Origin of the sequence: Paracnuella aquatica, from assembly GCF_003332885.2 — a bacterium.
Classification (GTDB): domain Bacteria; phylum Bacteroidota; class Bacteroidia; order Chitinophagales; family Chitinophagaceae; genus Flavisolibacter; species Flavisolibacter aquaticus.
Map to the genome: position 1 here is coordinate 24,664 of NZ_QOWJ01000009.1, position 24,488 is coordinate 49,151.

The 24,488-nt window shown below is 51.0% G+C and carries 13 protein-coding genes; 4 read left to right on the top strand and 9 right to left on the bottom strand.

All coding sequences use genetic code 11. From position 1 onward, the window contains the following. Window positions 1–7: 7 nt before the first annotated feature. On the bottom strand, window positions 8–301 hold the full coding sequence (locus DRJ53_RS13280) for a hypothetical protein (protein WP_114236140.1): 294 nt from the start codon (window positions 299–301) through the stop codon (window positions 8–10). Window positions 302–491: 190 nt separating this feature from the next. Between DRJ53_RS13280 and DRJ53_RS13285 the strand changes: the two genes are divergently transcribed. Further along, window positions 492–842: an ArsR/SmtB family transcription factor gene (locus tag DRJ53_RS13285; RefSeq protein WP_114236141.1), complete on the top strand. Its 351-nt coding sequence runs from the start codon at window positions 492–494 to the stop codon at window positions 840–842. A gap of 190 nt (window positions 843–1,032) precedes the next feature. After that, a complete protein-coding gene (locus DRJ53_RS13290) occupies window positions 1,033–1,335 on the top strand; it encodes a hypothetical protein (protein WP_114236142.1) in 303 nt (100 codons plus the stop codon). 146 nt (window positions 1,336–1,481) lie between these two features. On the opposite strand, the gene DRJ53_RS13295 is transcribed toward DRJ53_RS13290, so the two are convergent. Both DRJ53_RS13295 and DRJ53_RS13300 read right to left on the bottom strand, forming a co-directional pair. Then, window positions 1,482–2,393, bottom strand: coding sequence for a TIM barrel protein (locus DRJ53_RS13295; protein WP_114236279.1), 912 nt, complete (start codon window positions 2,391–2,393; stop codon window positions 1,482–1,484). A 109-nt stretch (window positions 2,394–2,502) separates the two neighbouring features. Continuing rightward, complete coding sequence (locus tag DRJ53_RS13300) at window positions 2,503–5,595, bottom strand: PVC-type heme-binding CxxCH protein (RefSeq protein ID WP_114236143.1); 3,093 nt, start codon at window positions 5,593–5,595, stop codon at window positions 2,503–2,505. Window positions 5,596–5,841: 246 nt separating this feature from the next. On the opposite strand from DRJ53_RS13300, the gene DRJ53_RS13305 reads away from it, so the two are divergent. Beyond that, window positions 5,842–9,570, top strand: a complete 3,729-nt coding sequence (locus DRJ53_RS13305) for a ThuA domain-containing protein (protein ID WP_114236144.1) — start codon at window positions 5,842–5,844, stop codon at window positions 9,568–9,570. 369 nt (window positions 9,571–9,939) lie between these two features. On the opposite strand, the gene DRJ53_RS13310 is transcribed toward DRJ53_RS13305, so the two are convergent. From DRJ53_RS13310 to DRJ53_RS13345, 6 genes are all read right to left on the bottom strand, one after another. Beyond that, the gene (locus DRJ53_RS13310; RefSeq protein WP_114236145.1) at window positions 9,940–11,247 is read right to left on the bottom strand and encodes a vanadium-dependent haloperoxidase; all 1,308 of its coding nucleotides are present in this window, start codon (window positions 11,245–11,247) and stop codon (window positions 9,940–9,942) included. 18 nt (window positions 11,248–11,265) lie between these two features. Further along, entirely contained in the window at window positions 11,266–14,607 is a 3,342-nt protein-coding gene (locus DRJ53_RS13315; RefSeq protein WP_241558548.1) for a VCBS repeat-containing protein, read from the bottom strand. A 245-nt stretch (window positions 14,608–14,852) separates the two neighbouring features. Next, window positions 14,853–16,718, bottom strand: coding sequence for a RagB/SusD family nutrient uptake outer membrane protein (locus tag DRJ53_RS13325; RefSeq protein WP_114236147.1), 1,866 nt, complete (start codon window positions 16,716–16,718; stop codon window positions 14,853–14,855). Window positions 16,719–16,729: 11 nt separating this feature from the next. Then, a complete protein-coding gene (locus DRJ53_RS13330; protein WP_241558549.1) occupies window positions 16,730–19,897 on the bottom strand; it encodes a SusC/RagA family TonB-linked outer membrane protein in 3,168 nt (1,055 codons plus the stop codon). A gap of 438 nt (window positions 19,898–20,335) precedes the next feature. After that, window positions 20,336–21,280 carry a YsnF/AvaK domain-containing protein gene (locus tag DRJ53_RS13340; RefSeq protein ID WP_114236150.1) on the bottom strand — a complete coding sequence of 315 codons (945 nt, stop codon included), beginning with the start codon at window positions 21,278–21,280 and terminating at the stop codon, window positions 20,336–20,338. Between the two features lie 39 nt (window positions 21,281–21,319). After that, a complete protein-coding gene (locus DRJ53_RS13345; RefSeq protein ID WP_114236151.1) occupies window positions 21,320–21,775 on the bottom strand; it encodes a YsnF/AvaK domain-containing protein in 456 nt (151 codons plus the stop codon). A gap of 407 nt (window positions 21,776–22,182) precedes the next feature. Between DRJ53_RS13345 and DRJ53_RS13350 the strand changes: the two genes are divergently transcribed. After that, a complete protein-coding gene (locus DRJ53_RS13350; RefSeq protein WP_114236152.1) occupies window positions 22,183–24,405 on the top strand; it encodes a sodium-translocating pyrophosphatase in 2,223 nt (740 codons plus the stop codon). Window positions 24,406–24,488: the final 83 nt, after the last annotated feature.

The window sequence follows — 24,488 nt, forward strand, 5'->3', positions numbered from 1 at the left end:
CCCTTTTTTATGCCCCGTTCAGGCAGGCATCTACCAAATGGCGCCACTCCTCCTGCAGGCTTCCGGTGAATGGCGACACCCCAGCACGACGGTACCAATAGCCCGCATTTGCGCTATCTCCTTCCTTGCGGTGGAGGTAAGCATGTATCCGGCCGGGCATCGATCCGGGCTCGTCCTGTATCAACCGATGTGCTTCTTCCCAGTCCTCTTTGGCATCGAACCACAGCGCTTGCAGGCAGGTTGATATGCCAGTTGGCGGGTGATTTTCCTGCACGGATTGCAAAAATTTTTTTGTGTCCATAGCCTAAAAATAAACAAGCTGAGCCTTAAGAATGAATTACTTATGATTTTTACGTGGCCAATACCGTAAAAATACGGCACTATTTTATCCACATTTTTAAGTGTTTTTACGTAATTTCGAAACTCTTCCTTATCTTTCTCGCGGCAATTAGTGTTGCCGCATTAAACCGAAACCCGAAATACTACCTCCCATGCCCGACAAACTAACCGCAATTGCTGAGGGGAAATCTATTCCGCTTCCGCAAACTGACGAATTGTTGCTGCGTAAGGCGCACTACCTGCTGCGTGCCCTCGATCACGACCTCCGCATCAAAATGCTTTATTTTCTGCACCAAAAACAACAGTGTACCGTCACCGAAATTTTTACCCATTTCCGCCTCGTGCAAGCCGTAGCATCGCAACACCTAGCGCTCCTGCGCCGTGCCGGCGTGGTGCAAACCACCCGCCAGGGCAAGCATGTTTTTTACAAACTGTATTACGACCGGCTGGAAGAGATCATGGTGCTGATTGGCAAGCTGGCCGTTGACCGTGGCATCAAGTAAGGCCGCTGTTTACATGAGAAAACTTCCAACGATTTTTGCCCGCTCCATCCCATAGCCATACTCCACAGACAGGATAAAACAACAACAGCGGCACCACCGGTGCCCGGCATTTTTATGGCCGTAAGTATAAGAAATTTACAATTCTGCTTTACGGCACGGCATTAGCGATAGATTTGCAAAAAATCAAACCATGCAATTTGGCAATTGGACCCTTACGGATGAAGGCCTCAGCTACCAGGGTGGAGGCACAGCAAGTTTTTCGGTTCCCCGCACAGACCTCACCAAAACCACCGATGAAGGCGATAAGCCCGCTATGTATCATTGGGTGTTGCAGGTAACCGAGCATCCCGGATTGGATCACGACGATATTTACGATTTTAACTACGCCTTTGTGTATGCCATGGCCCGCTTTGGCCTCGACTTCGACTACGGCGTATTTGACGATACCCTGGCCGAACAATTCGAAATGTTTGGCTTCGACGACGAAGAGTAATTGTTGTTGGTCCAAGCTTTTTACGGCTACCCCACACAGTTAGTATGTGCCGGCAGGTAGCTTGTTTTTATTTGTTTGGTATAAAAAAGGAAAAGCCTTCCTGCAAATGGAAGGCTTTCCCTTTTTGCATAAAAAATTGCGGCGCACTACACGTCGCAGATCTGTACACTTTCCCTCAAGGAAGCAAGTGGTGCGCCATGTTTTGGAATAAACTCCTGCCCTACATATCCTTTGTATCCGGTGTCCACAATGGCTTTCATAATGGCCGGGTAAAATAACTCCTGCGTGTCGTTGATCTCGTTGCGGCCCGGCACACCAGCGGTGTGGTAATGACTGATGTAAGCATGATTTTCTTTGATGGTGCGAATTACATCGCCTTCCATGATCTGCATGTGGTAGATATCGTACAGCAGCTTAAAGCGCTCCGAGCCAAGCCGCTTGGCCAGTTCCACGCCCCATGCCGTGTGGTCGCACTGGTAGTCTTTGTGGTTCACCTTGCTGTTCAGCAACTCCATCGTCAGTGTCACCTTATGTTTTTCAGCTAGCGGCATCAAGCGCTTTAATCCCTGCACACAATTTTCCAAGCCCTGTTCGTCGCTCATGCCCTTGCGATTGCCCGAAAAGCAAATCAATTTATCGAAACCCGCCGCTGCCACCTGCGGAATAACGGGCTCGTATAACCGCACTAACTCATCGTGGTAAGTTGGATCGTTGAAACCGCGTTCCAATGTTTTATGTGCGCCCCAGGGCATGGCGCAATAGAGGTCGTATTTCTTGAGCACCGGCCACTCCGCCGGGCCAACCAGTTCGATGGAAGTAAGCCCAATATCTTTTGCTGCTTTGCACAGGTCTTCCAACGGAATTTTATCGTAACACCATTTACATACTGAATGTTTAATGCGGCCTTTCAACGCAGTTTGCTGCAGGCTTTCTTTAAGCAAATCCATGTTGGTGATGGCTGCCTGTGCGCCATGTGGCAGCAACAAGGAAGTGCCCACTGCGGCTGCACTACCGGCCACTGTTTTCAATAAACGCCTGCGGGAATAATTTGATGACATGAGGAAGTGTTTGATTTTTTTGGGTTTGGGAGTGTGCAAGTTCACAGGTTCACAAGTTCACGAGTTTCTGAACCAACCCGTGAACTTGTGAACCTGTGACTTGTAAACTTTATTTCATCGCCACTTGTTTCGCCACATTTGCTTTTAGTGAATAAAGATATTCTACCAGGCTAACCAGTTCGGCGCGGGTCATGGAGGCTTGCAAGCCGGAGGGCATCATGGAATGCTCCATTTTTTTCCGCGAAGCAATCTGTCCTTTTTCATACCGCTTTTTAATACCGCCTGGCAGCGACAGTTCCAGTTCGGTAGCCGTTTCCGAGGAAATAATGCCAGCCGCCGTGCTGCCATCTTTCAGTTGCACCGTGTAACCCTCATACCCAAACGAAATGCCTTGGTCGGGATGCAAAATAGCGAGGTATAGGGCTTCTTTCGGCAGCTTTGCACCGATCTGTGTAAGGGCTGGACCAAATGGCGAACCCTCTGCTCCAACCTGGTGGCAGGTGGCACAGGCAGTGCTAAATACCTGTCGGCCCACTGAAATGTTACCGCTTTGCATTGCCAGCTGGTTGATCGGTGGCAACTCCGCTCCTTCTTTCGAACCTGCGCCGCCCAGGTATTTAAGTGCTTCCTGCCGGATGTCTTTGCGGTAGGTGCCCGACAGTGCCGCGGCCGCGGTAGCCTGCAGGTCTTTCGGCAATTGGCCTTTTTTAATAAAACCCAACAGATATTCTGACTCCATCCAGCCACCGGCCATCATCTTAACAGCTTCCTGACGGATGGCCACATCGAGACTTGGATCTCCAATCACCTGTTGCATCATTTGCACGCCCTCCTTGCTTCCGGCACGGCTTAAAGCTTTTAGCGCCGCAGCCGATTGCTGCGGGTACGGGCTGCTGATGGCTTTGGCCAGCAGGTCGGCACCGCCCGATTTCAGCATCAGGTTGGCCGCCTCCACGCCCAGCGAACTATCGGGGTGAGCCAGGGCTATTTGCAACAGTTCTTCATTCTGGTTGCCAATTTTATAACGCCTTGCCAATTGCACAAATTCCAACGTGCCCCGCACCTGCTGCATTGCAGTGTCCAATGTGTTGCGGGCTTTGGGCGAACGGGCCAAAACTTCCGGATCAAGATGCTGCAGCGCGGTTAAAATGATCCGGTTCTTTTCAGCGCTTTGGTTTTCCAGCAACGCCAACAACACATTATTTTTCTCCCGGTCGTCTATAAAATCAAAGGCACGGAAATAGCGCAAGCGGTCCGTTGCATTGGTGGCATCTGATGTAATGGCTGCAGCCAGTGCCGGCAGCGCTTTTGCGCTGCGGGCCCGCCAAATAATATCGTTGCCACCGGCCGTTGCATCCTGCGTACCCACCTCTTTTTGCCAGGCTTCAAGGCACTGGTCCCACTTGCCTTCTGCGCCAATGCCCAGGGCCTCAAGGTACCAACGGTCGTTGCCCTTGTGTTGCGCAGCCAGTTTAGCCCACAAAGCCGCAACTTCCGGAGCCGTGGAACGGCGCAGGGCAATTGCCGCTTCGCGGCGAACATGCGAATCGCTGTCAGCCGCAAGCTTTGCAACCGCAGCCAACACATCGCCGCCATTTTGCCGGATGGAGCGCAGCGCTATTATGCGGATGTTGGGGTCCTTATCAGCCAATGCGGCATCCAGGTATGCAGCACCTTTTCCCTCCAGATTTGCCAGCAGCCATAATGCCCGGGCCCGCATCCGGGGCGGCTCATTTTCATACATTTCTTTCAACGCGGCTTCAGCAGCGGCGCCCATTTCGTGCAATTTTTGCCAGGCCAGGTAACGGGTAGCCAGGTTGGGGCTTTGCAGCGCTTTTGCCGCACCTGCGGCAGTGGAAAGGTCAAGTTTAGGCACCGAATATTTTGATCCCGGCGGCGCTACCCGGTAGATGCGGCCACGGTTCAGGTCGGCCATTTGGTGGCCACCCACGCCGGGGTCGTACCAGTCGGAAATAAACAGGGAACCATCCGGCGCTACGCAAACATCTGAGGGTCGGAACCACTGGTCGCGGACACCGGAAAGCACCGGTAAAATAGATGCTTTGAAACCCGCTCCTTCCCGCTCCACCGGGTAGCTGCGCACAATGTTGGGTCCTGCATCGCAGTGGATCATCTGGTTGCGGTACGCCTCCGGCAACAGGTTTCCCTCGTACACCACCATGCCGGTAGGCGAACCTGCACCGGTAACCAGCAAATTGGGCACGCTTCCGGGATCGTTCTGATGCCAGTGGCGGGCCGGAATATCCCGCTCCATATTGGTGCGGTGGGCCCGCCAGCCTGCGCCGGTTTTTTCGTCGGTATAGCCGTAGTTGCCATACTCCAGAATGTAGTTGATGCGGGTGCTTTGGTTGCCGTCGTCGTCGTTATCGCTTTGCCAGATACTGCCAAACGCATCCACGGCGGCTTCGTAGTTGTTGCGGAAATTATGGGCCAGCACTTCCAGGTCTGAACCATCTGGGTTCATCCGGAACAACATGCCCTGCCGAAACGGCGATCCTTTATGATTGACCACGGTGCCCCATTTGTCCTTCAGCGGCTGGCCGGTTTTATCCATCAGTTGTCCGCCTTCGTTGCCGAAATTGAAATACAGCTTGCCGTCGGGGCCAAACGAAAAGGAGTGAATGGCATGATCGTGCTGCACGCCGCCCAGTTGGCTAAACAGCACTTCTTTGGTATCGGCTTTATCATCGCCGTCGGTATCGGTAAAAACAAAAACATTCGGGCTGCAGGATACAATGGCTTTATTGCCCAACACCGTAATACCCAATGCAGCGTTCACATCGTTTCCCTGGTAAAAAACTTTGGCGGTATCGGCCTTGCCGTCGCCATTCAAATCTTCCAGGATCAAGATGCGGTCGCCTTCGGCTCGCTGCGGGTTATCGGGGTTTAGTTGGGGGCGGTAATTAAATGCATCGCAGACCCATACCCTGCCGCGGCTGTCCACATCAATGTTGGTGGGGTTGCCCATCAGCGGCTCGGAAGCAAACAACGTGGCCTCGAGGCCTTCGGCGGCTTCCAGCCCCAGCAATGCATTTTGGGGCAGGCGTTTTTCTTCATCCGAAAGGCGGGCCCAGGCTGTATCCCGCTCCGCCTGGGTCATTTGCGGCGTTTTGTTTTGGGCGCAGTTTGATAAAAAAAGAACGGTGGCTGTGCAGCAGATCGTTAAGAACAATTTGTTCATAAAAAGGTACTGTTGGTGGCGTTGTTGGAATCGTTAGGGGCTTGTGGTTCCCGACAGTAAGATAAGGATTTTGGCCCACGCTGTTGTCCAACCAGCGTTTATACACAACTACTCCTCTTTTTTAAAAATGGGGTAAAAAAGGGAAACTACACATCAGCCATTTCATTTACTTTTATTCGCACTCCTTACACTTAACTCAAGTTAGCTTAACTCATGAGCATCTCTCCGAAACGTTTGATTATTTGCATGTTACTCGCAGCAACGGCTGCCGGCATCTGGGCCTGCAAACCAGCCCAAACGGCTGCCACGCCGCCACCGCCGCCGCCTGCACCACTACCGCCAGCGCGGGTACTGGTTTTTGCAAAAACGGCTGGCTTTTACCACACCTCTATCCCGGCCGGGATGGCCGCCCTGCAAAAGCTGGGGCAGGAAAATGGATTTAGGGTAGACACCACCCGCGATGCACGTTATTTTGTTCAGGACAGCCTGCAGCGCTACGATGCGGTGATTTTTTTAAGCACCACCATGAACGTACTCAACAGCGACCAGCAAGTGGCGTTTGAACGCTACATCCAGGCAGGTGGCGGTTTTGCCGGCATCCATGCCGCGGCCGACACCGAGTACGACTGGCCCTGGTACAACAAACTGGTGGGCGCTTACTTTCTGAGCCATCCGCACCAGCAAAAAGCAATGGTGGATGTAAAAGACAAAAGCCACCCGTCCACTTCGATGCTGCCCGACCGCTGGGAACGCTTCGACGAGTGGTACAATTACAAAAGCATTTACCCCGGCATCAAAGTGCTGGCTTCGCTGGATGAAACAACTTACCAGGGCGGGCAAAACGGCGACAACCACCCCATTGCTTGGTACCACGAGTATGATGGCGGTCGTTCTTTTTACACCGGCGGTGGCCACACCGACGAATCGTTTAAAGAGCCCCTGTTTTTGCAACACCTGCTGGGCGGTATCCGCTACGCCATTGGCGAACGCCGGGTACGTGATTACTCCAAATCATATGCAGTAAAAGCGCCGGAGGAAAACCGTTTTACCAAAACTGTGTTGGTAAACGACCTGAACGAACCGATGGAGCTCATTGTGGCCCCGGACGGCCGCGTATTTTTTACCGAAAGGGCCGGCAAATTTTATGTGTACGACCCAGCCAGCAAAGCCACCAAACTGGTGCGTGATTTCCCGGTAAAGGCCGTAGATAAGTACCTGAACGGGTTGATTGGCGTAACGCTTGATCCTGCGTTTCCGCAAAACAACTGGATCTACTTTTTCTACTCCTCCAACCGCGGGGAGCAGCACATGCAAAAGATCTCCCGCTTCCGTATCAATGCGCAAAGCGATCTGGACACGGCATCGGAGCAGGTGATCATTGAAGTGCCCATCGACCTGGAAGTGAGCGCCCATACTGGTGGCTCGCTGGCCTGGGACAAATGGGGCAACCTGTTTATTGCCACCGGCGACAACACTGTTCCGTTTGAATCGCATGGATATGCGCCCATGGACGAACGTGATGGCCGCAAAATTTACGATGCTCAGCGTTCATCGGCCAACCCAAATGATTTGCGTGGAAAGATCCTGCGCATCCATCCCGAAGAAGATGGTTCGTACACCATTCCTGAAGGCAATTTGTTTGCAAAAGGTACCGCTGGCACCCGCCCCGAGATTTACGTGATGGGCTGCCGCAACCCTTACCGCATTTCGGTAGATACCGCTACTTCAATTTTGTATTGGGGTGAAATTGGTCCCGACGCCGGCACCGACTCTCGTCACGGCCCACGCGGTTACGACGAATTTAACCAGGCAAAAAAAGCCGGCAACTATGGCTGGCCTTATTTCGTGGGCAACAACCAGGCGTACCACGATTCTGATTTTGCAACCAAAGCCATTGGCGAGCCGTTTAATGTATCGGCGCCAGTAAATAATTCGCCCAACAACACGGGTATAAAAAACCTGCCGCCGGCAACTGCGGCCATGATTTATTACCCATACAGCACAGCACCCGAATTCCCCGACCTCGGTCAGGGTGGTCGTTGCGCCATGGGTGGGCCTGTGTACCACTACAACCCCAATGGCACCAACCCTGCACGCCTGCCGGCTTATTACGACAAGGCCTTGTTTGTGTACGATTGGATGCGCAACTGGGTAATGGCGGTGCGGCTGGATGAGCAGCAAAACTTTAAACGCATGGAAGCTTTCATGGGTAGCAACGGCGATTTCCGCCGCCCTGTTGACCTGGAGATTGCACCCGACGGCGTGATGTATATGCTGGAGTACGGCTCGGTATACGGCATCGACAATGAAGATGCCCGCCTGGTGCGCATTGATTTCAATGGCGGCAACCGTGCACCTATCGCAAAGATCAACACCTCCGATACCGTGGGTGCTGCCCCACTAGCTGTAACGCTCAACCGCCGCGGCTCACTTGATTTTGATGAAGATGATGCCGTGCAATACGAGTGGGAAGTGGAAGGCAAAAAGCTGCCCGCCAATTCGCCGCAGTTGAAGTACACGTTTGAACAGCCCGGCAACCAATTGGCCATCCTCCATGCGGTAGACAGCAAAGGTGCCCGCAGTTCTGATTCGGTAATGATCCGCGTGGGCAATACGCTGCCGGTGGTAAAAATCAACACCACCGACAACAGCACATTCTTTTTCCCGAAAACTACCGGGCTGAAATATTCGGTGGCAGTAACCGACAAAGAAGACAAAACCATCGACAACAAAAAAGTAAAGCTGTCGATGACTTATATTCCAAAAGTGGCTACCAACCAGAACGTGGCGGGCCACCAGGAAATTACAGCCAGCTACAACCTGGGCCGCACCCTGATGCAGGCCTCCGATTGTAAAGCCTGTCACCAGATCAACGCCAAAAGCGTAGGGCCATCGTTCATGGAGGTTTCTAAAAAATACCGCGATGATAAAAACGCGGTGGCCTACCTCGCCAACAAGGTAATTACCGGCGGTGGCGGCGTTTGGGGCGAACATGCCATGAATGCCCACCCGCAATTGTCGCGGGAAGATGCCACCGAAATCGTAAAATATGTTCTTTCTGTTTCAACACAGCAACAGGAAAAACTCCTGCCCTACCAGGGTTCGCTGCTGCTGGCCGAACATGGTGGCAATGTTGACAACGGGCGTTATATTTTAACTGCCTCCTACACCGATAAAGGCGGTCAAAACGAGCCGCTCACAGGTCGGCAAATTTTGGTGCTGCGTCCTTCAAAAGTGCAGGCCGAAGATGCTGATGCCGTGGTGCGGGCCCAAAAGAACGAACGGGGTGTAAGCATCAACGGGCATGGTAGCTACCTGGTGTTTAAAAACATCGACCTGCAGGATATAACCGGCGTAACGTACCGCTACGCTGCGCCCAACCGTGAGGGCAGCATCGAGCTACGGGCCGATTCGGCAAAAGGAACGCTGCTGGCAACATCTGCATTTACGGCTACGGGTTCCCGTGAACGCTATGCCGAAGTAACGGCACCCATCACCGCTACATCAGGCCGCAAGGACCTCTTTGTAGTGTTTGTAAAAGCCGACACGCCCAACAACCGGCTGGCTGTGTTGGATTATGTGCGTTTTGAAGGCGGACGTGAAGCGGCGCCTACTACAGTAAAAGCAGCGGCGAAAAAAGAGCCGGTGCAACAGGCGAGCCAAACACAGACGGCGCCGGCCAACGCATCGAAAGCAACAAAAAGCACGACCACTAAAACAACGCTGAACGGCAATGCATTGATGGCGAAAAGCGATTGTGCCGCCTGCCACAAACCAGCAGAAAAACTGGTGGGTCCATCTTATAAGGACATTGCCAAAAAGTATACGAAATCCACAGCTAACGTAAATAAGCTGGCGCAAAAAGTGATCTCCGGAGGAGCCGGTGTTTGGGGTCAAATACCCATGACGCCGCATCCACAGATCAGCAAGCAAGATGCCAGTGCTATGGTGGAGTATATTTTATCGCTGAAATAGTAGCGTAAATATTTGATTGGTTAAAAAAGCCGGAAAGCACATGCTTTCCGGCTTTTTTATGTGTCTTCTTGTTCTTGACAAAAGTAGCGGCGCCGTCATTGCGAGGTGCCGAAGTGACTGGCTTGGTGATGGATCTATTTGCGCCGAAGCAATCTCCTATTGCGTTTTAGTTTCAGTAAAATCAGATGATATAGTGTTTACAAATAGTTGCAGGAGATTGCTTCGGCGCATAACATGCGGAACAGCACAAAGCACCTGCTGCGCCTCGCAATGACGCATAGGCGGCGCAATTACCTATGAATGGAGAAAATCGCTTAGGTTAGAAATACAATCAATCAAATTGACAACAAAATAGCAGCAGCAAAAACACTATTTCCCCGCCACTTTCCGCACCACCAAACTCCCAACCTGCTCGCCTTGCACCAGCCCGTTTTCAATGGCATCCATAAAATGAATACCGCCGTAATACCGGCTGATGGCGGCTTCCTGTGCAGCCTGCTTGAATGAGGTGAACTTGCGTGCCGGCAAACCATACCGCACTTCAACGGTATCAGTGTAGGCAAAATCATCGCCGAAAAAATGGGTGAGAATAGTGGCGGATGCGCCGGACACAGTGGAGTGGCCGCTCAGGTATTCTGGAAAGGGCGGCGTTTGCAACAGTGGCGTCCAGCTGGCATCAATGTATTTACGAATCGCTGTTTCCGGCCGGATGCGGTTGCTGCGGTATTTTTCATCCCAGCAGCTCAAAAACCCGTCCATCAAACCAACGGCAACCGTTGTAAACACCTGCACCGTTTGGGCAAAGTTTTTACCCGACTGTTTGCAGGCAATACCTGCAATGCCCATCCAATGTGCACCGGGCGATATCTTTTTTAATCCCACCAACAAGTGCCCGTTGTCCTGCACGGCAAAAGGATTGCAATCCCAGAACGCCGCGATTTGTTTTTCATCTTCGGTTAGGCTATGCCGGTAGAGGCCCTGCAGCATTTTGTAAAACTCAGAGTTTTGCCGTTCGGAAAAAGGAACCGGTGGCTGTGGTTTGAATTGTGCGGATGAATCCAATGTAAACGGCCGGATGGTATGAAATAAGGGCTCCACGGCGGCAAAGTATGCCGGCGGTGTGGGATACCAACTACCGTTGGTATTGGTGGGTGCATAACGCGGGTAATTACTGATCTTATTATAGCGGTCGCTTTTGGCGTAAGCCAGTATTTGCCTGCTGATTGCCTGCGCATATTTCTGCGATTGCGCCACTACGTTTTCATCAACGCCGGCTTTCACCAGCGAATCCAGCAGCCGTGTTTTCATGGCTGTTATCTCTTTGCCCGAAGGCTGCATTTTCCCCGCCACTTCCATCATGGCCAGCAGCGCCGACAGGTTGGTTGCATAACCTTTGATCGAGTCGGGCGGTTGCAGCACGGGGTACTCATTGAGCCGGCCTTGCATGGTGGGAAAGCTCTCATCGTTTTGCGCCACTACCTCGTATGCAGCCAGGCAGGCATAGGCAAAAAACCGAGAACCCAGCGGCGGGTTGGTTACATCGTGCACCATCACCTCGGTCATGGCCGATACTACGCTGCTTAAATCGTCAGCGCCCAATTCGGGATCTTTTGCAGGCGTTTTGCCACAGCCAAGAAACAAAGCAAGCAGGGGTACAAACAAAACAAATTTCTTCATCGCAAAAAGGTGCAAATATTAAAGCGTTGCGGGTTTATATGCAGTTACCGGCTGGCCGTTGATGCCAAAAATAAGGGCGCCGTTTAAGGCCAGTACGCTGCGTACATCGCCCCAAACTTTTAGGCCGCTCTGGTGCTGCGGCACATATTGAAAACCGCCTTTGCCATTGCCCGACAGCAACATGCCGTAGTTGGCGTCAGCCTTGCCAAAACGCAACCTCGCCTTGTTGGTATTGCCGCACAGCAGCAGGTCTTTTTTTCCATCGCTATTATAATCCAGCGCTGTGATGGTAAACACCGGGGCATATTGTGCCTGCACCGGCAGGGCCTGCGCTACAAAAGCACCGGCAGCATTGCGGGTAAACAGCATCGTGTGCAGGTTGTTGGCTTTAAGCTGGCCCGCGCCTTCCAATTCTTCTGGCGTAAAAATATCGGTGATGGTGGCATTGGCGTAAGACGCATAATCCTGGTAGCGGGTACGCATGATGCTCAACTGGTCCAGCAGCTCATCGCGAAACACATACGGATAACTTTTACCCTGGATGTAAAAACACAAAATAGGATCAACCGCACCGTTGTCGTCAAAGTCTTTGTAGTACAACGTAGCCGGCTCGGCATCGCTCACCTTGCATTGCATATTGGTGCCCTGGTTGCCCAGCACCAGGTCGGTTTTGCCGTCGCCATCGAGGTCTTCGGCAAGTATGCGGTTCCACCAGCCGCTGTATTCTTTTGTAAAATACCGCTTGGTATCACTGCGCAGCTGGCCGTTTGCATTGGAAAAAACAGATACTGGCATCCATTCGCCCACCACTACCAGGTCGGGAGTTTTATTGCCGTCCAAATCAGTAAACGCTGCATCAGTAACCATTCCGGCCCGCTGCAGTTCGGGGGCCACCTGCCTGGTTGCATCACGAAAAGCGCCTTTGCCATCGCCCAGTAAAACATAGCTGTTGGGCACTTCGGGGTAACGGCCAGGCACTACCCTGCCACCCACAAAAAGATCGGGTGCACCATCGCCATTGATATCGGCCGACCGCACACAGCTTTTTGCAACCAGCATAGAAGGCAATGCGCCAACCGCTTTTTTGAAACCGCCTTTACCATCGCCGAGGTACAGGCGGTCTTGCAGCAGCGAATCATCGGGCAAAAGATTGTGATAGCCGCCGCTGGCGATATACAGGTCCTGGAATCCATCCTGGTTAGCATCAAAGAACAATGCATCAGCATCTTCGCTTCCCTTGTCGGCATCCAATGCAGCAACAGGTATGTTGCGGAATGCGCCACCTTTTTGTTGTACAAACAGGGCACCGGCCACGCCACTGCCACCGCCAATAAACACATCGTCGAGGCCGTCGTTATTGATGTCGCCTTTTACCATGCATGGCCCGCTGAACGACAGCGGGTTGGTGATGAGGGGCTGGCGTTTAAAATCATTGATGGGCGCAACAGGGTTTGTGTAATTAAATGGGCTTTTTACAGCAGTGAAAAATGGCGCTGGCGTAGCGGCAGGTTTCCATTGTTCTGCAGCATCGGCTTCTTTTACTTCCAAAATTTTATTGGTGGCAACACCGGTTAATACCTGCTGTTTGCCGCTTTGCCACACTACCCGTACAGAATCAATTTTGGCATCGCTGCCTATACCAAAATGCAGCACAGGCGACACGCTGGATTGAAAGCCGCGGCTAGGCATTTGCTCCAGCAATTGTTGTTTTCCATTTGCATACAACCACACCTTTGCACCCAGGCCCATCGTGTTTTTGCCGGCACCTGCGAGCTTCACTTTCAGAAAGTTGTGTTTCAGCTGCTTGCTTGATTCGTTTTGCAGAATAAAAGCTGGCTTGTTGATGTTATTGACCACCAAGTCAAGATCTCCGTCATTGTCCAGGTCGGCATAAGCGGCGCCATTGCTGTTGGACGGCAGGTCGATGCCCCATTGCGCCGACACATCCTGAAACTGTACGCCGTTTTTATTCTTAAAAATATAATTAACCACGTTTGAAGCAGGCATTTGCTCCACCAGTTTCAGCACATCGGCACGCAGTATTTGCGCATCGCGGTTTTCCAGTTTGTCGCCCATGTACTTCATAAAGTCCATGTTGGTAAAATCACGAACATATCCGTTGGTTACAAACAGGTCTTTCCAGCCGTCGTTGTCGTAATCGGCAAAAAGTGGCGCCCAGCTCCAGTCGGTGTTCGACAAACCAGCAAGCTGGCCCACTTCGCTGAACGTACCGTCGCCATTGGAAAGGTGCAGCATGTTGCGCATGTATTGGTAATGAAAACCGGTGCGCACATTCAGGTCAAATTTTTCATAATTGTCCGGCGCAAACAGCAGCTTCTGACGCTTGTTATCGGCGGGCAACATGTCGAGGGTGAAAATATCTGGAAAGCCATCGTTGTTGACATCGGCCACATCATTGCCCATCGAAAATTGCGAAGTGTGCCCGAGGCTTTCCGCTTTCTTATCGGTAAACGTGCCATTGCGGTTATTGATGTATAAATAGTCTGGCGCAGCATAATCGTTCGACACATAGAGATCGGGCCAGCCATCACCGTTGACATCCGAAATGCCTGCACCGAGGCCATAGGTAAATGCCGAACTGCTCAAGCCTGCTTTGGCCGTTACATCGCTGAATCTGTTGTCGTCATTTCGATACAGCCGTACGCCGTACATAGGTTCTTCCACAGCCATGATTGCTGCAGTCGCAGCTTCGTCCAAAACCGGCGTAGTGCGAGGGTTGTGGTTGAGTTGAAACAGGTCGAGGTCGCCATCGCGGTCGTAGTCAAAAAAATAAGCCTGTGTGGAATGTGCCGGTGCAGTAAGGCCAAATGCAGCGGCCTGCTCTTCAAACTGCGGGATGCCTGCGCCGCTTTTTCCCTTGTTGATGAACAACTGCGGCACCAGCTTTTCGGGGCGCAGGTTGCCGGAGTAAGCAACGTAAATGTCCAGAAGCCCATCGCCATTTACATCGGCCATCGTTACGCCGGTTTTCCAAGGGCCCGGCCGGGGCACCACACCCGAGGCTGCGGTAATATCGTCAAACTGCATTCCGCCCTTGTTTTGGTACAGCTTGCAATCGCCCATATTGGAGGTAAAAAAAAGATCGTCCAGCCCATCGCCGTTAAGGTCGCCAACAGCCACACCACCACCATTGTAAAAATATTCGTACATCAACACATTGGTGTTAACGCCTTCTAGCAATGAATCGGAAAAATAGACGCCGGTTTTTTCGGCAGGAAGCACGGTAAACAACTGCGGCCCTTTATTTTCTTCGGCAGGTGCGTCGTTTTTTTGGGTGCAGGAAAAAAGGCTGGCAACAGCTACCAGGCACATGGCCGGCAGGAGGCGGTGGCAAATCATACAGCGCTACAAATCAATTAGGTGACGTAAAAAAAACAGCGCAGTGGTTCGCTGCGGTATGTTTTCCAAAAAAATTTCCCCGGTCTGTTCCGGCGTGTTTAAAAATACGAAAAACAGGCATTCCGGCGGTTTTATAGTTGTTCCAAATGCTTCGAAAGTTGGGTAATGGTGTTTCGGCTTGCGGCAAAAAAAAGATCCATGCGGCTAACGCATGGATCTTGGTATGGTGCATCATTTAGTTTTGCTTATTCGTAACCCGGGTTTTGAACCAACAGCGGGTTTCGCTGAATTTCAGACAGGTTGAGCGGCCGGAAATACATTTTGTCCAACCAGGTCCTGTTCTCCAGGTCGTTGTTTACTACAGGGGTATAGGTGTAGTTGAAAGCGTTCGGGTCTTTGCGGTAGGGCGAAGGTGCCGTAGCGCCTGGTTTTAACTGTCCTTCAATCTGAATGAACTGCACTTTTCTGCCTAGGGTTTGCGGTGCAATCATCCAGCGGCGTGCATCAAAATACCTGTGTTCTTCCAACAGCAGTTCAATGCGGCGTTCGTTGCGGTAACGGTCGCGGAGCGCCGCTCCTGACTCGGTTACTGCCGGCATCCCAGCACGAAACCGAATTTTATTCAACCAGTTAATAGCTTCTGCCTCTTCGCCTAATTCGATGCAAGCTTCAACATAGTTCAAAACCGCTTCTGTAAACCGGAAGAAAGGCCACGGAACTAACTGCGGGGTTGTATTGTCTCGGATGCCTGGATCTGGATCGATGAACTTGCGGAAATAATACCCGGTAAAGCTGCCGTTCCAGTTTTCGATGGGCCCTTGGCGGGTATCCAAACCTACAATTTTATTGGAGCCTGCAAAGTAGGTTCCGGCTTGGATCTGGTTTGCAGGATCTAAAGTTCCTCCGCGTGGTTTCCAGGACGAGCCGTCAAAAAGAATGGATGCGTAAAGACGAGGATCGCGGTTAGCATAAGGATCTGCTTTGTGCGTTGGATTAGCCCAGTCGAAGCGGGTGCCATCCATCAGTTCATAGTCGTCAACCACCTGCTGGATCGGCGTGTTGCCCGCCCAGTTGTTGTAGCCGTTGGGGCCCTGGCGTAAGCCGTGGCGCATAGCGCCAACTTCTTGCTCTGACGAAAAAGTGCGTTCGAACAGGAGCTCGTTGGTACTTGCAACAGTCGGATCGGCATCAGGGTGCTTGCTGCGGCCGCCCATGGCTATAGCCAGGTAGTTCTTGCGTCCTTCATCAGCCGATACCGGAGCGGTGAGGTTGGTTTTGTAACCAGAACCTGCTGCGTCGAGCACTGCCTTGGCTGCATCTTTTGCTGCCTGCCAGCGGGCACGGCGGTCGCCGGAAACAAAGCCGATCAGTTCAGGCTTTGCATACGAATTCAGCACCGTTGATTTTGATTTGGCCGTAGGCACATCATGCAGATCGGATGCTGCGTACAGCAACTGCCTTGCCTTAAGCGCCATTGCAGCCAGATCGGAAGGACGTCCTTTTACTTTTGACTGACCGTTTAGCAAAGTGATTGCAAGGTCAGCTTCAGTAATAATGAAGTTGTGTACCTCCGCATAAGTGCTGCGTGCAATGCTGAAACTGTCGGTTAACAGGTAAGGTTTAGTAATAATGGGAACACCACCATAAAAACGCAACAACTGATGATAATAATAAGCCCGGAGAAAACGGGCTTCGCCTTCAAGTCTTCTTTTCAGCGTTGCATCAGATATGGCAGCATCAGGCAGGTTTTCCAACGCAATATTGGTCTGACGAATAAACCGGTACATTTCGGCATACGATGTTGTACGGTTTTGCCATCCCGGATTGGAAGGGCTTGCGCTGCCTTGGTTGAATGTATTGATGTTGCGTCCCTGGTGAGTAAAAATTGCTTCGTCGGTGAGGGCTGCAAGCATCTCTTCATCAAAGCCGCCTTCAAACAATCCACCATAAAGCCCATAAACAAATGCCTGTGCTAAGGCGGGGTCTGTCCAGGTAGCTGCTCCATCAATCTGGTCGAGCGGCCTTGTGTTTAAAAAATCTTTTTTACAGGCAGGAAGCAATCCGCCTGCCGCTAGCAACAAAATCCAAAATTGCTTTATTGTACTTTTCATGATTGTAGGAATTAGAAGGTAACACGGGCACCAAATGAAATAATCCGGGACTGAGGATAAGCATATCCGTTTTCTGCCGTTGCCTCCGGATCCCAAATGCCCAACTTATCCCAAGTGGCAATGTTCAGCCCGCTCACATACAACCGCAAGCGGCTGATGCCTAACCGGTCGCCAAGGCTAGGGGCAAGGTTGTAACCCAATTCGAAGTTTTTGAAACGCAGATACCTGTTGCTGCGCAACCAATAAGTGTTGTTGCCCTGGTTGCCAGCATAATAACGGTTGTTGCGGCTCACCAAACGAGGATGTTCGCTGCTTGGGTTTTCCACCGACCAACGATTGTTATAACCATAGTCCAGCCAGTTGCCAAATTCACCAGTCTCATTAAAGTTCAGCCGTTGCAGGCCACCGGTTGCACCCTGAAACAACATTGACAGGTCGAAGCTTCTATAGCTCATATTGATACTGATGCCGCCAGTAAAAAACGGGTCACGGGTTTGGTCAAGACGCACCTGGTCAAAGTTGTCTATCTTTTTATCGCCGTTGATGTCCTTGAACTTCATGTCGCCGGGACGAAGTTCCCGTTCAAAAGCCGTATAATCGAGTGTGTTTGCTGCAATATCTTTTTCGTCCACAAAAATGCCATCATACTCAAAAGCCAAATACGCAGCGCCACTTGTACCAACCGGACGTCCTTCTGTTTTTTGATATTCAGGTATAGTAGGAATGTCGTTCCACTTCAGCACTTCGTTTTTGGAGTAACCACCGTTCACTGCTACCGTATAGGTGAAATCGCGACCAGATTTACCATTGTAGCCCACTCGGAACTCCCATCCTCTATTTACCATTTTACCTTCATTCACAGGTGGAAAGCCATTGATACCTGAGCTGGTTGGAATTAGTGAGTTATTAGTGATCAACATTTGATCACGCTTGTTGCGAAACACATCGAATTCGAAGAAAACACGATTGTTAAACAACGCACCTTCCAACCCGATATTGGCATTGGTAGCCACTTCCCATGTAAAATTGAGGTTGGGCACACGGGCTTCGGTCAGGGTGGTTTCCAGTCGTCCATTTATTACTTGTCTGCCGGAAAGTGAGTAAGTAGATAAATACCCGAAAGCAGGTAAATTTACCCGGTCATTACCCATTTCTCCATAAGAACCCCGGATTTTCAGATTGTTCACGAACTTAACCGGTTCGAAGAATTTTTCTTTGGATATGGTCCAGCCTGCCAGCACACCCGGGAAGAAACCGAAACGTTTATCCTCCGGGAAAAAGTATGAACCATCGTAGCGCCATAAGAATTCTGCAAGATATTTTTCCTGGTAGTTGTAAGCAGCCCGGCCGAAATAACTTAAGCGGGCTTCATTGAAACCGCCACTTCCGATATTCTGCCGTTGAAGGCCACCCACACTTAGCTGATCGAGTGCAGGAGAAATAAAATCCCGCCTGAAAGCAGAAAAGTTTTCGCCTTCGTTTTGCTCTTTTTGAATACCAGCCAATAAACCAATGGTATGGTCGCCAAAAGTGCGGTCATAGTTTAACAAGCCTGTCAGCGTCAGTTTAAAATTATCTTCATTTCCCATCGTCAGTTGTGGATCCGTAAATGTGGAACGGATTGTTCTGGTGAGTTTGGGTGTTACACCATCGGCTTCGTAAGAAGTTTTATCCCAAGTGTATAGCGCCCATGGTGTTGCAAAACGCTTGGTATTGCGCATAAATTTATCGGCGGCCGCTTGCAGCGTTAATTTTAGCCCGCTTACCCAAGGGTTGCTGATCACTACCTGCCCATTTGCCTGTAGGTAATCACGCTTGTCCTTATCATAGCCAGTGGCACCGGTGGTTACCACCACAGGGTTTTGTCCGTTTTCGATATCCGGTCCGGGAAGGCCATTTGGCCAAACCGCCATTTCCGTAGGCTTGCCACGGATCAGCATCCTGAAGATATCGCCGGCACCTACCGTTGGGAAATCACGAATTTCCTGGCGGTACAAAGCACCTATGGTTGTGTTGATGTACTGGTTAATTTTTGCATCTACGTTGATGCGGGCATCGTATTGGCTGTACTTGGTAGCCGAGTTTTTGTAGTAAGCATCCTGGTTTTGATAACCAATGGAAGCCAGAACCCGCACAGCTTCTGTGCCACCGCTTACCTGCAGGCTATGCGTTTGCTGATTTGTCCACTTTTTGAATACACTGTTGTACCAGTTTGTATTGGGATGCGTCAAGGGGCTGGAACCATCTGCAAATTTTTGTACGTCCTGCGGAGAGTAAATAGCATTTACACGCTGGTTGTTGTCAGAACGAACATAAAAGCCTTGTTGCCTGATTGAAGGCCAAGCTGCACCCCACTGGCTGTATGGTACATTCTGAAACATCACCTGCTCGTTCATCAACTCAGCATATTGTGCTGCGTTAGACATCTCCGGCACTACGGTTGGTTGCAGCAGGCCATAGTTATAGTCGTAAGAGACAACAGGCTTGCCAACCTTACCTTGTTTGGTAGTGATCAGGATTACACCGTTGGCTGCACGTGCACCATAGATGGCCGCAGCAGCATCTTTCAGTATCGACATGCTTTCGATGTCGGCGGGGTTCAAACGGTCCAAACCACCAGCACGGTCCGGCACACCATCAATTACCACGAGTGGTGAGCTGTTGCCAAACGAGTTTGTACCGCGAATGCGGATAGTGGAACCATCATAACCAGGCTCACCGCTGCTTTGAATGGCAGTGATACCGGGCAGGCGGCCTGCAAGCGAGTTGGAAAGGTTTACGGTTGGCGACTTGTCCAATTCCGTACCCTGAACGGCAGCAACCGAGCCGGTAACAGTGGCTTTCTTTTGCCGGCCGTAACCCACTACTACCACCTGTTGCATTTCCTGGTTGGAGGCAGTCAGCGACAGGTCAACCGCTGCACGGTTGTTGATGGCAACTTCCCGCTGGCCAAAGCCAACAAAGGAAAAAACCAGCGTTCCGTTGGCTGGCGCCGAAATGGAGAAAGCACCCTGCTCATTCGTTTGGGTGCCGGTGTTGGTTCCCTTCACGGTTACCGTTACACCCGAAAGCGGCTGGCCCGAATCGTTGGTTACGCGACCGGTTACCGTACGCTGCTGTGCGCTTAGTGTAACTGCAAAACCAAGAAGAAAAAGGATTAAGAAATTTCTGGCCCTCAAAATTGGCGCAAGTGTCCGGAAAAGGAAATGTGGCTCCTTTTCCCTGCAATAGCAGATGTTCATGGCATTAATCGTTTAGTTGAGATTAAATTGTCTTACAATGCACGAAACAATATAGTCCAAAAAAAATGTTAATGAAAATTGCCGCTTTAAAACTTTTCAACACATATTGCACTAGTAACCAAGACCCTTGCTGCATCAGTATTTGCTGAGAACTAAAAATTTGGGCACTAAAAAGCTGCCCAATAAAACCGGTTAAAATACTGGTAGTGCCGGTTAAAAATTGAAAATGCGTTTTTTTGGCCATTTTAAACTCTTCAGTTTTTTACCATGCTAACGGGCCATTTTAAAGGAAAAAGCTGCAACATTTTGCCCCATTTATAAGCACAAAAATGCCGCTGAATCAGCGGCATTTTTGTGGGTCAACGTTGTTGAACGTTAAAGACTGCGATTGGTATTGTCGCGGAGATTGTCCCGCAGGTCATTGTCGGTATCCCGATAGTCTGATTCGCGCAGGTCGTTGTCGCGCAACAGGCTGTTGTCATTCAAGCTTACATCGCTGCGGTCGGTGTAATCCCGGTCGCTGCGATCAGTTGAACGACTCCGGTCGCCCAGTTGCTCCACATCCACATCGGTACTACGTACCGTGTCGCGAATGGTTTCATCGCGTTCCGTTGTTTCTTTACTCAGGCGCACCTCTTCCACCACGCGGGCTTCTTTGTTTACCACAGGTACTTCTGCCCTTTCGGTCAGTTCTATTTCGCCTTCACGAAATGCACCCATTTCGCCGGTGCCTACCGGGCGGTCTACAGGGTTACGGTCCACACGTACATGCTCTTCGCGCAGGCGCACATGTTCTTCCACAGGGCGCTCCACAATGCGGCTGCGTACCCGCACACCACCGGTTTCTTCAGAACGTTTGCCTACGTTTAGGTCTTCCCGAATCACGGGAATGGTCTGGTCGCGGTCGCCACGGAAATCACCCCGTTCGCTGTAATCGCTGCCGGTACCTGATGCGTTCAACCTCGATGAGCGTTCGTCTACATCGATGGCACCATACTCGTCCAGCAGGTCAGCGGCACGTTCTGCCTCGCTGTCCGACTGGGCGTGCACAGTTACAACACAATCACTGGTTTTGGCCACGCGGCTGTAGCGGGTAGCCTCATCATCATCGCCACCAAACAGGTTTCTAAAAAACCGCGTGATGCCACTTTCATGGTCCCGGTCACGGTCGGTATCGGTGTAAGAAACACCGGTGGTGCTGCTGTCCCGTCCCGAAGAAATATCAATCCGATCCCTGCTGATTCCTGCGCTTTGGAGTTGCGCTACTGCACGTTCCGCTTCATTTCGGTTGTCAAAAAAACCGATCACTGTTTGAGCCATAATAGCCTCCTATATTTAATGGTTAAGGGAAAACATTGTTTAAAATCGTTCGGTGCTGTCCTCGCCGTTGCGGGTACGCTCTACCTGCACCGATTCTTTGAGCAGCGAAATTTCCTGCATCAGCGGCGTTTCGGTTACCTGGCGTGTAATGCGCAGTTCCTCCACCACTTCGTATCGTTTTTGCACCACGGTAAATTCCCGTGTTACAGGTATGATCATTACATCGCCTTCGTACCGCACCGAAGGTGGTGGGGTATCCTGCACCTGGTTTACCGGCACCCGCTCTATATGGTATGACTCATTGACTACGGGCAGGTTCACCACCGTGTTTTCTTCGCTCACTGTTTTGTGTATGCGCACCTTTCCGGTTTCCACCACTTCGCGGCTGATCACTGCAAACTCTTCCATTACCGGAATCACCTGTTGTTTGCCGCCGTTGGCAGCATCGGGTTGTTGCAGGTGTGGGTTGTTTTGAGCGTCGTTGATGTTATTCATAGCAGGAGGATGTCCTCCAAATGCGTGCCCTTTTGGGCTGCCCCTTTAAAAGGGCTGAAATGGAGTAGCATGAGCATCATGCTGGCTAATTGAGGTGTATATAAAATTTCCCACAAGCAATCCACTATTTTATTTATAAACGAAAAAGCTATTAAACATAGTGGCTAAAATCTGCTCTGGGTAAGGATTACAAGCTAAAAGCATCTGCCTGATTTTCCTCAACCGCAAATTTTAACAAATCAAAATAGGAATCAACCCCATCACCTATCTTTGGCAACTATCGAAAATTGCTGCCACTGCTTTGCCCGTTTTACGGGCTTTCATTTAAGTGTGCCGTCAGCTGCCATTTTAATGAATTGAAAAAGCCCAGGGCCTGCAAGGACCACTAAAACCCAAAACAATCGTACATGAACACAACCGTGTTGTATCTCGTTCCACTAATGGGCCTTATTGGCCTCCTTTACACCTTATGGAAATTTAGCTGGGTGAGTAAACAGGATGCGGGCACCGACCGCATGAAGGAAATTGCCCATTACATCGCCGAAGGCGCCATGGCGTTCTTACGTGCCGAATGGAAGATCCTGACCTATTTTGTTTTGATCGTTGGGCTGCTTTTGGGCTTTATGGCCAGCCGCAACCCGCACTCCCACTGGTTTATAGCCGTTGCGTTTGTGATTGGTGCGTTCTTTAGTGCACTGGCAGGTTATATCGGAATGCGTGCCGCAACCAAAGCCAACGTTCGCACAGCGCATGCAGCCCGCACCTCGCTTTCCAAAGCGCTTAATGTTTCCTTTACCGGCGGCGCCGTTATGGGTATGGGCGTAGCCGGACTGGCCGTACTGGGTTTGGGAAGTTTGTTCATTGCCCTGCATGCTTATTTTGCGCAGGGTGCCGATGTAAATTCAGCCGAAATGCTGCGAGCCATTGAAGTGCTCACCGGCTTTTCACTAGGTGCCGAAAGCATTGCCTTGTTTGCTCGTGTAGGTGGCGGTATTTATACCAAAGCTGCCGACGTTGGCGCCGACCTGGTGGGTAAAGTAGAAGCAGGCATCCCCGAAGATGACCCGCGCAACCCTGCTACCATTGCCGACAACGTAGGCGATAACGTAGGCGATGTGGCTGGTATGGGCGCCGACCTTTTTGGTTCTTATGTAGCCACAGTTCTGGCCACTATCGTACTGGGACAGGAAACCAATTCAGATGATGCATTCGGTGGATTTGCACCCATTTTATTACCCATGCTCATTGCAGGTGTAGGCATCCTGTTTTCTATCATAGGTACTTTCTTTGTGCGCATTTCCGACAAAGCCGGAGTTAGTACAGCTGCTGTACAAACTGCCCTGAACATGGGCAACTGGGGCTCCATTGTTTTAACAGCCATTGCCTCTTACTTTTTGGTAAACTGGCTGATGCCCGAAACCATGACCCTGCGTGGCAACGAGTTTACCAAAAACGGTGTGTTTGGTGCCATCATTGTGGGCCTGGTTGTGGGCACGCTCATGAGCGTCATTACCGAATATTATACCGCTATGGGCAAACGCCCGGTTAATTCCATCATCCGCCAGTCGGGTACCGGCCACGCCACCAACGTAATTGGCGGTTTGGCTGTGGGCATGGAATCTACATTTTTGCCCATCCTGGTTTTGGCTGGTGGCATCTGGGGTTCGTACGAAATGGCGGGCCTGTATGGTGTGGCTATTGCCGCTGCCGGTATGATGGCTACCACTGCCATGCAGCTGGCGATTGATGCTTTTGGCCCGATTGCCGACAACGCAGGCGGTATTGCCGAAATGAGCGAACTGCCTAAAGATGTGCGTGAAAAAACCGATACGCTGGATGCCGTGGGTAACACCACTGCTGCTACCGGCAAAGGTTTTGCTATTGCCTCCGCGGCACTTACTGCACTGGCGCTGTTTGCGGCTTTTGTGGGTGTGGCCGGTATTGAAGGCATCGATATTTACAAAGCCGATGTACTTGCCTGTCTTTTTGTGGGCGGCATGATTCCCTTTATTTTCTCGTCGCTGGCCATCCGCGCCGTAGGTGAAGCGGCCATGGCGATGGTTGAAGAAGTGCGCCGCCAGTTCCGCGAAATTCCGGGCATTATGGAAGGAAAAGGCAAACCCGAATACGACAAATGCGTAGCTATTTCAACCGAAGCTTCCATTAAAAAAATGATGCTGCCCGGTGCCATTGCCATCGTATCGCCAATCATTGTGGGCTTTTTGATGGGCCCCGAAGCGCTGGGCGGATTTTTGGCCGGTGCTACGGTAAGCGGTGTACTGATGGGTATGTTTCAAAACAATGCCGGCGGTGCCTGGGACAATGCCAAAAAGAGCTTTGAAAAAGGCGTAGACATCAACGGGCAAAAATATTACAAAGGTTCTGATCCGCACAAAGCTTCGGTAACGGGTGATACCGTGGGGGATCCATTTAAAGATACCTCCGGCCCGTCGATGAATATCCTCATCAAACTGATGTCGATTGTTTCGCTGGTTATTGCCCCAACGCTGGCCATTACATTTAATACAAAAAATAATTCAGAGACCGGTGCAGCGAAAGCAGAACGCAGTTGGTCTAATAAAGCAGAATCAACAAAAACAACAGCCGCATCAACGGCGCTCTATAAATGATTTCTGCTTTGTGAGAAGAACAACCACGCCCCTGCACCAAGCGGGGGCTTTTTTATTGAATAAAAAATTGAAAAGGCAAAAGT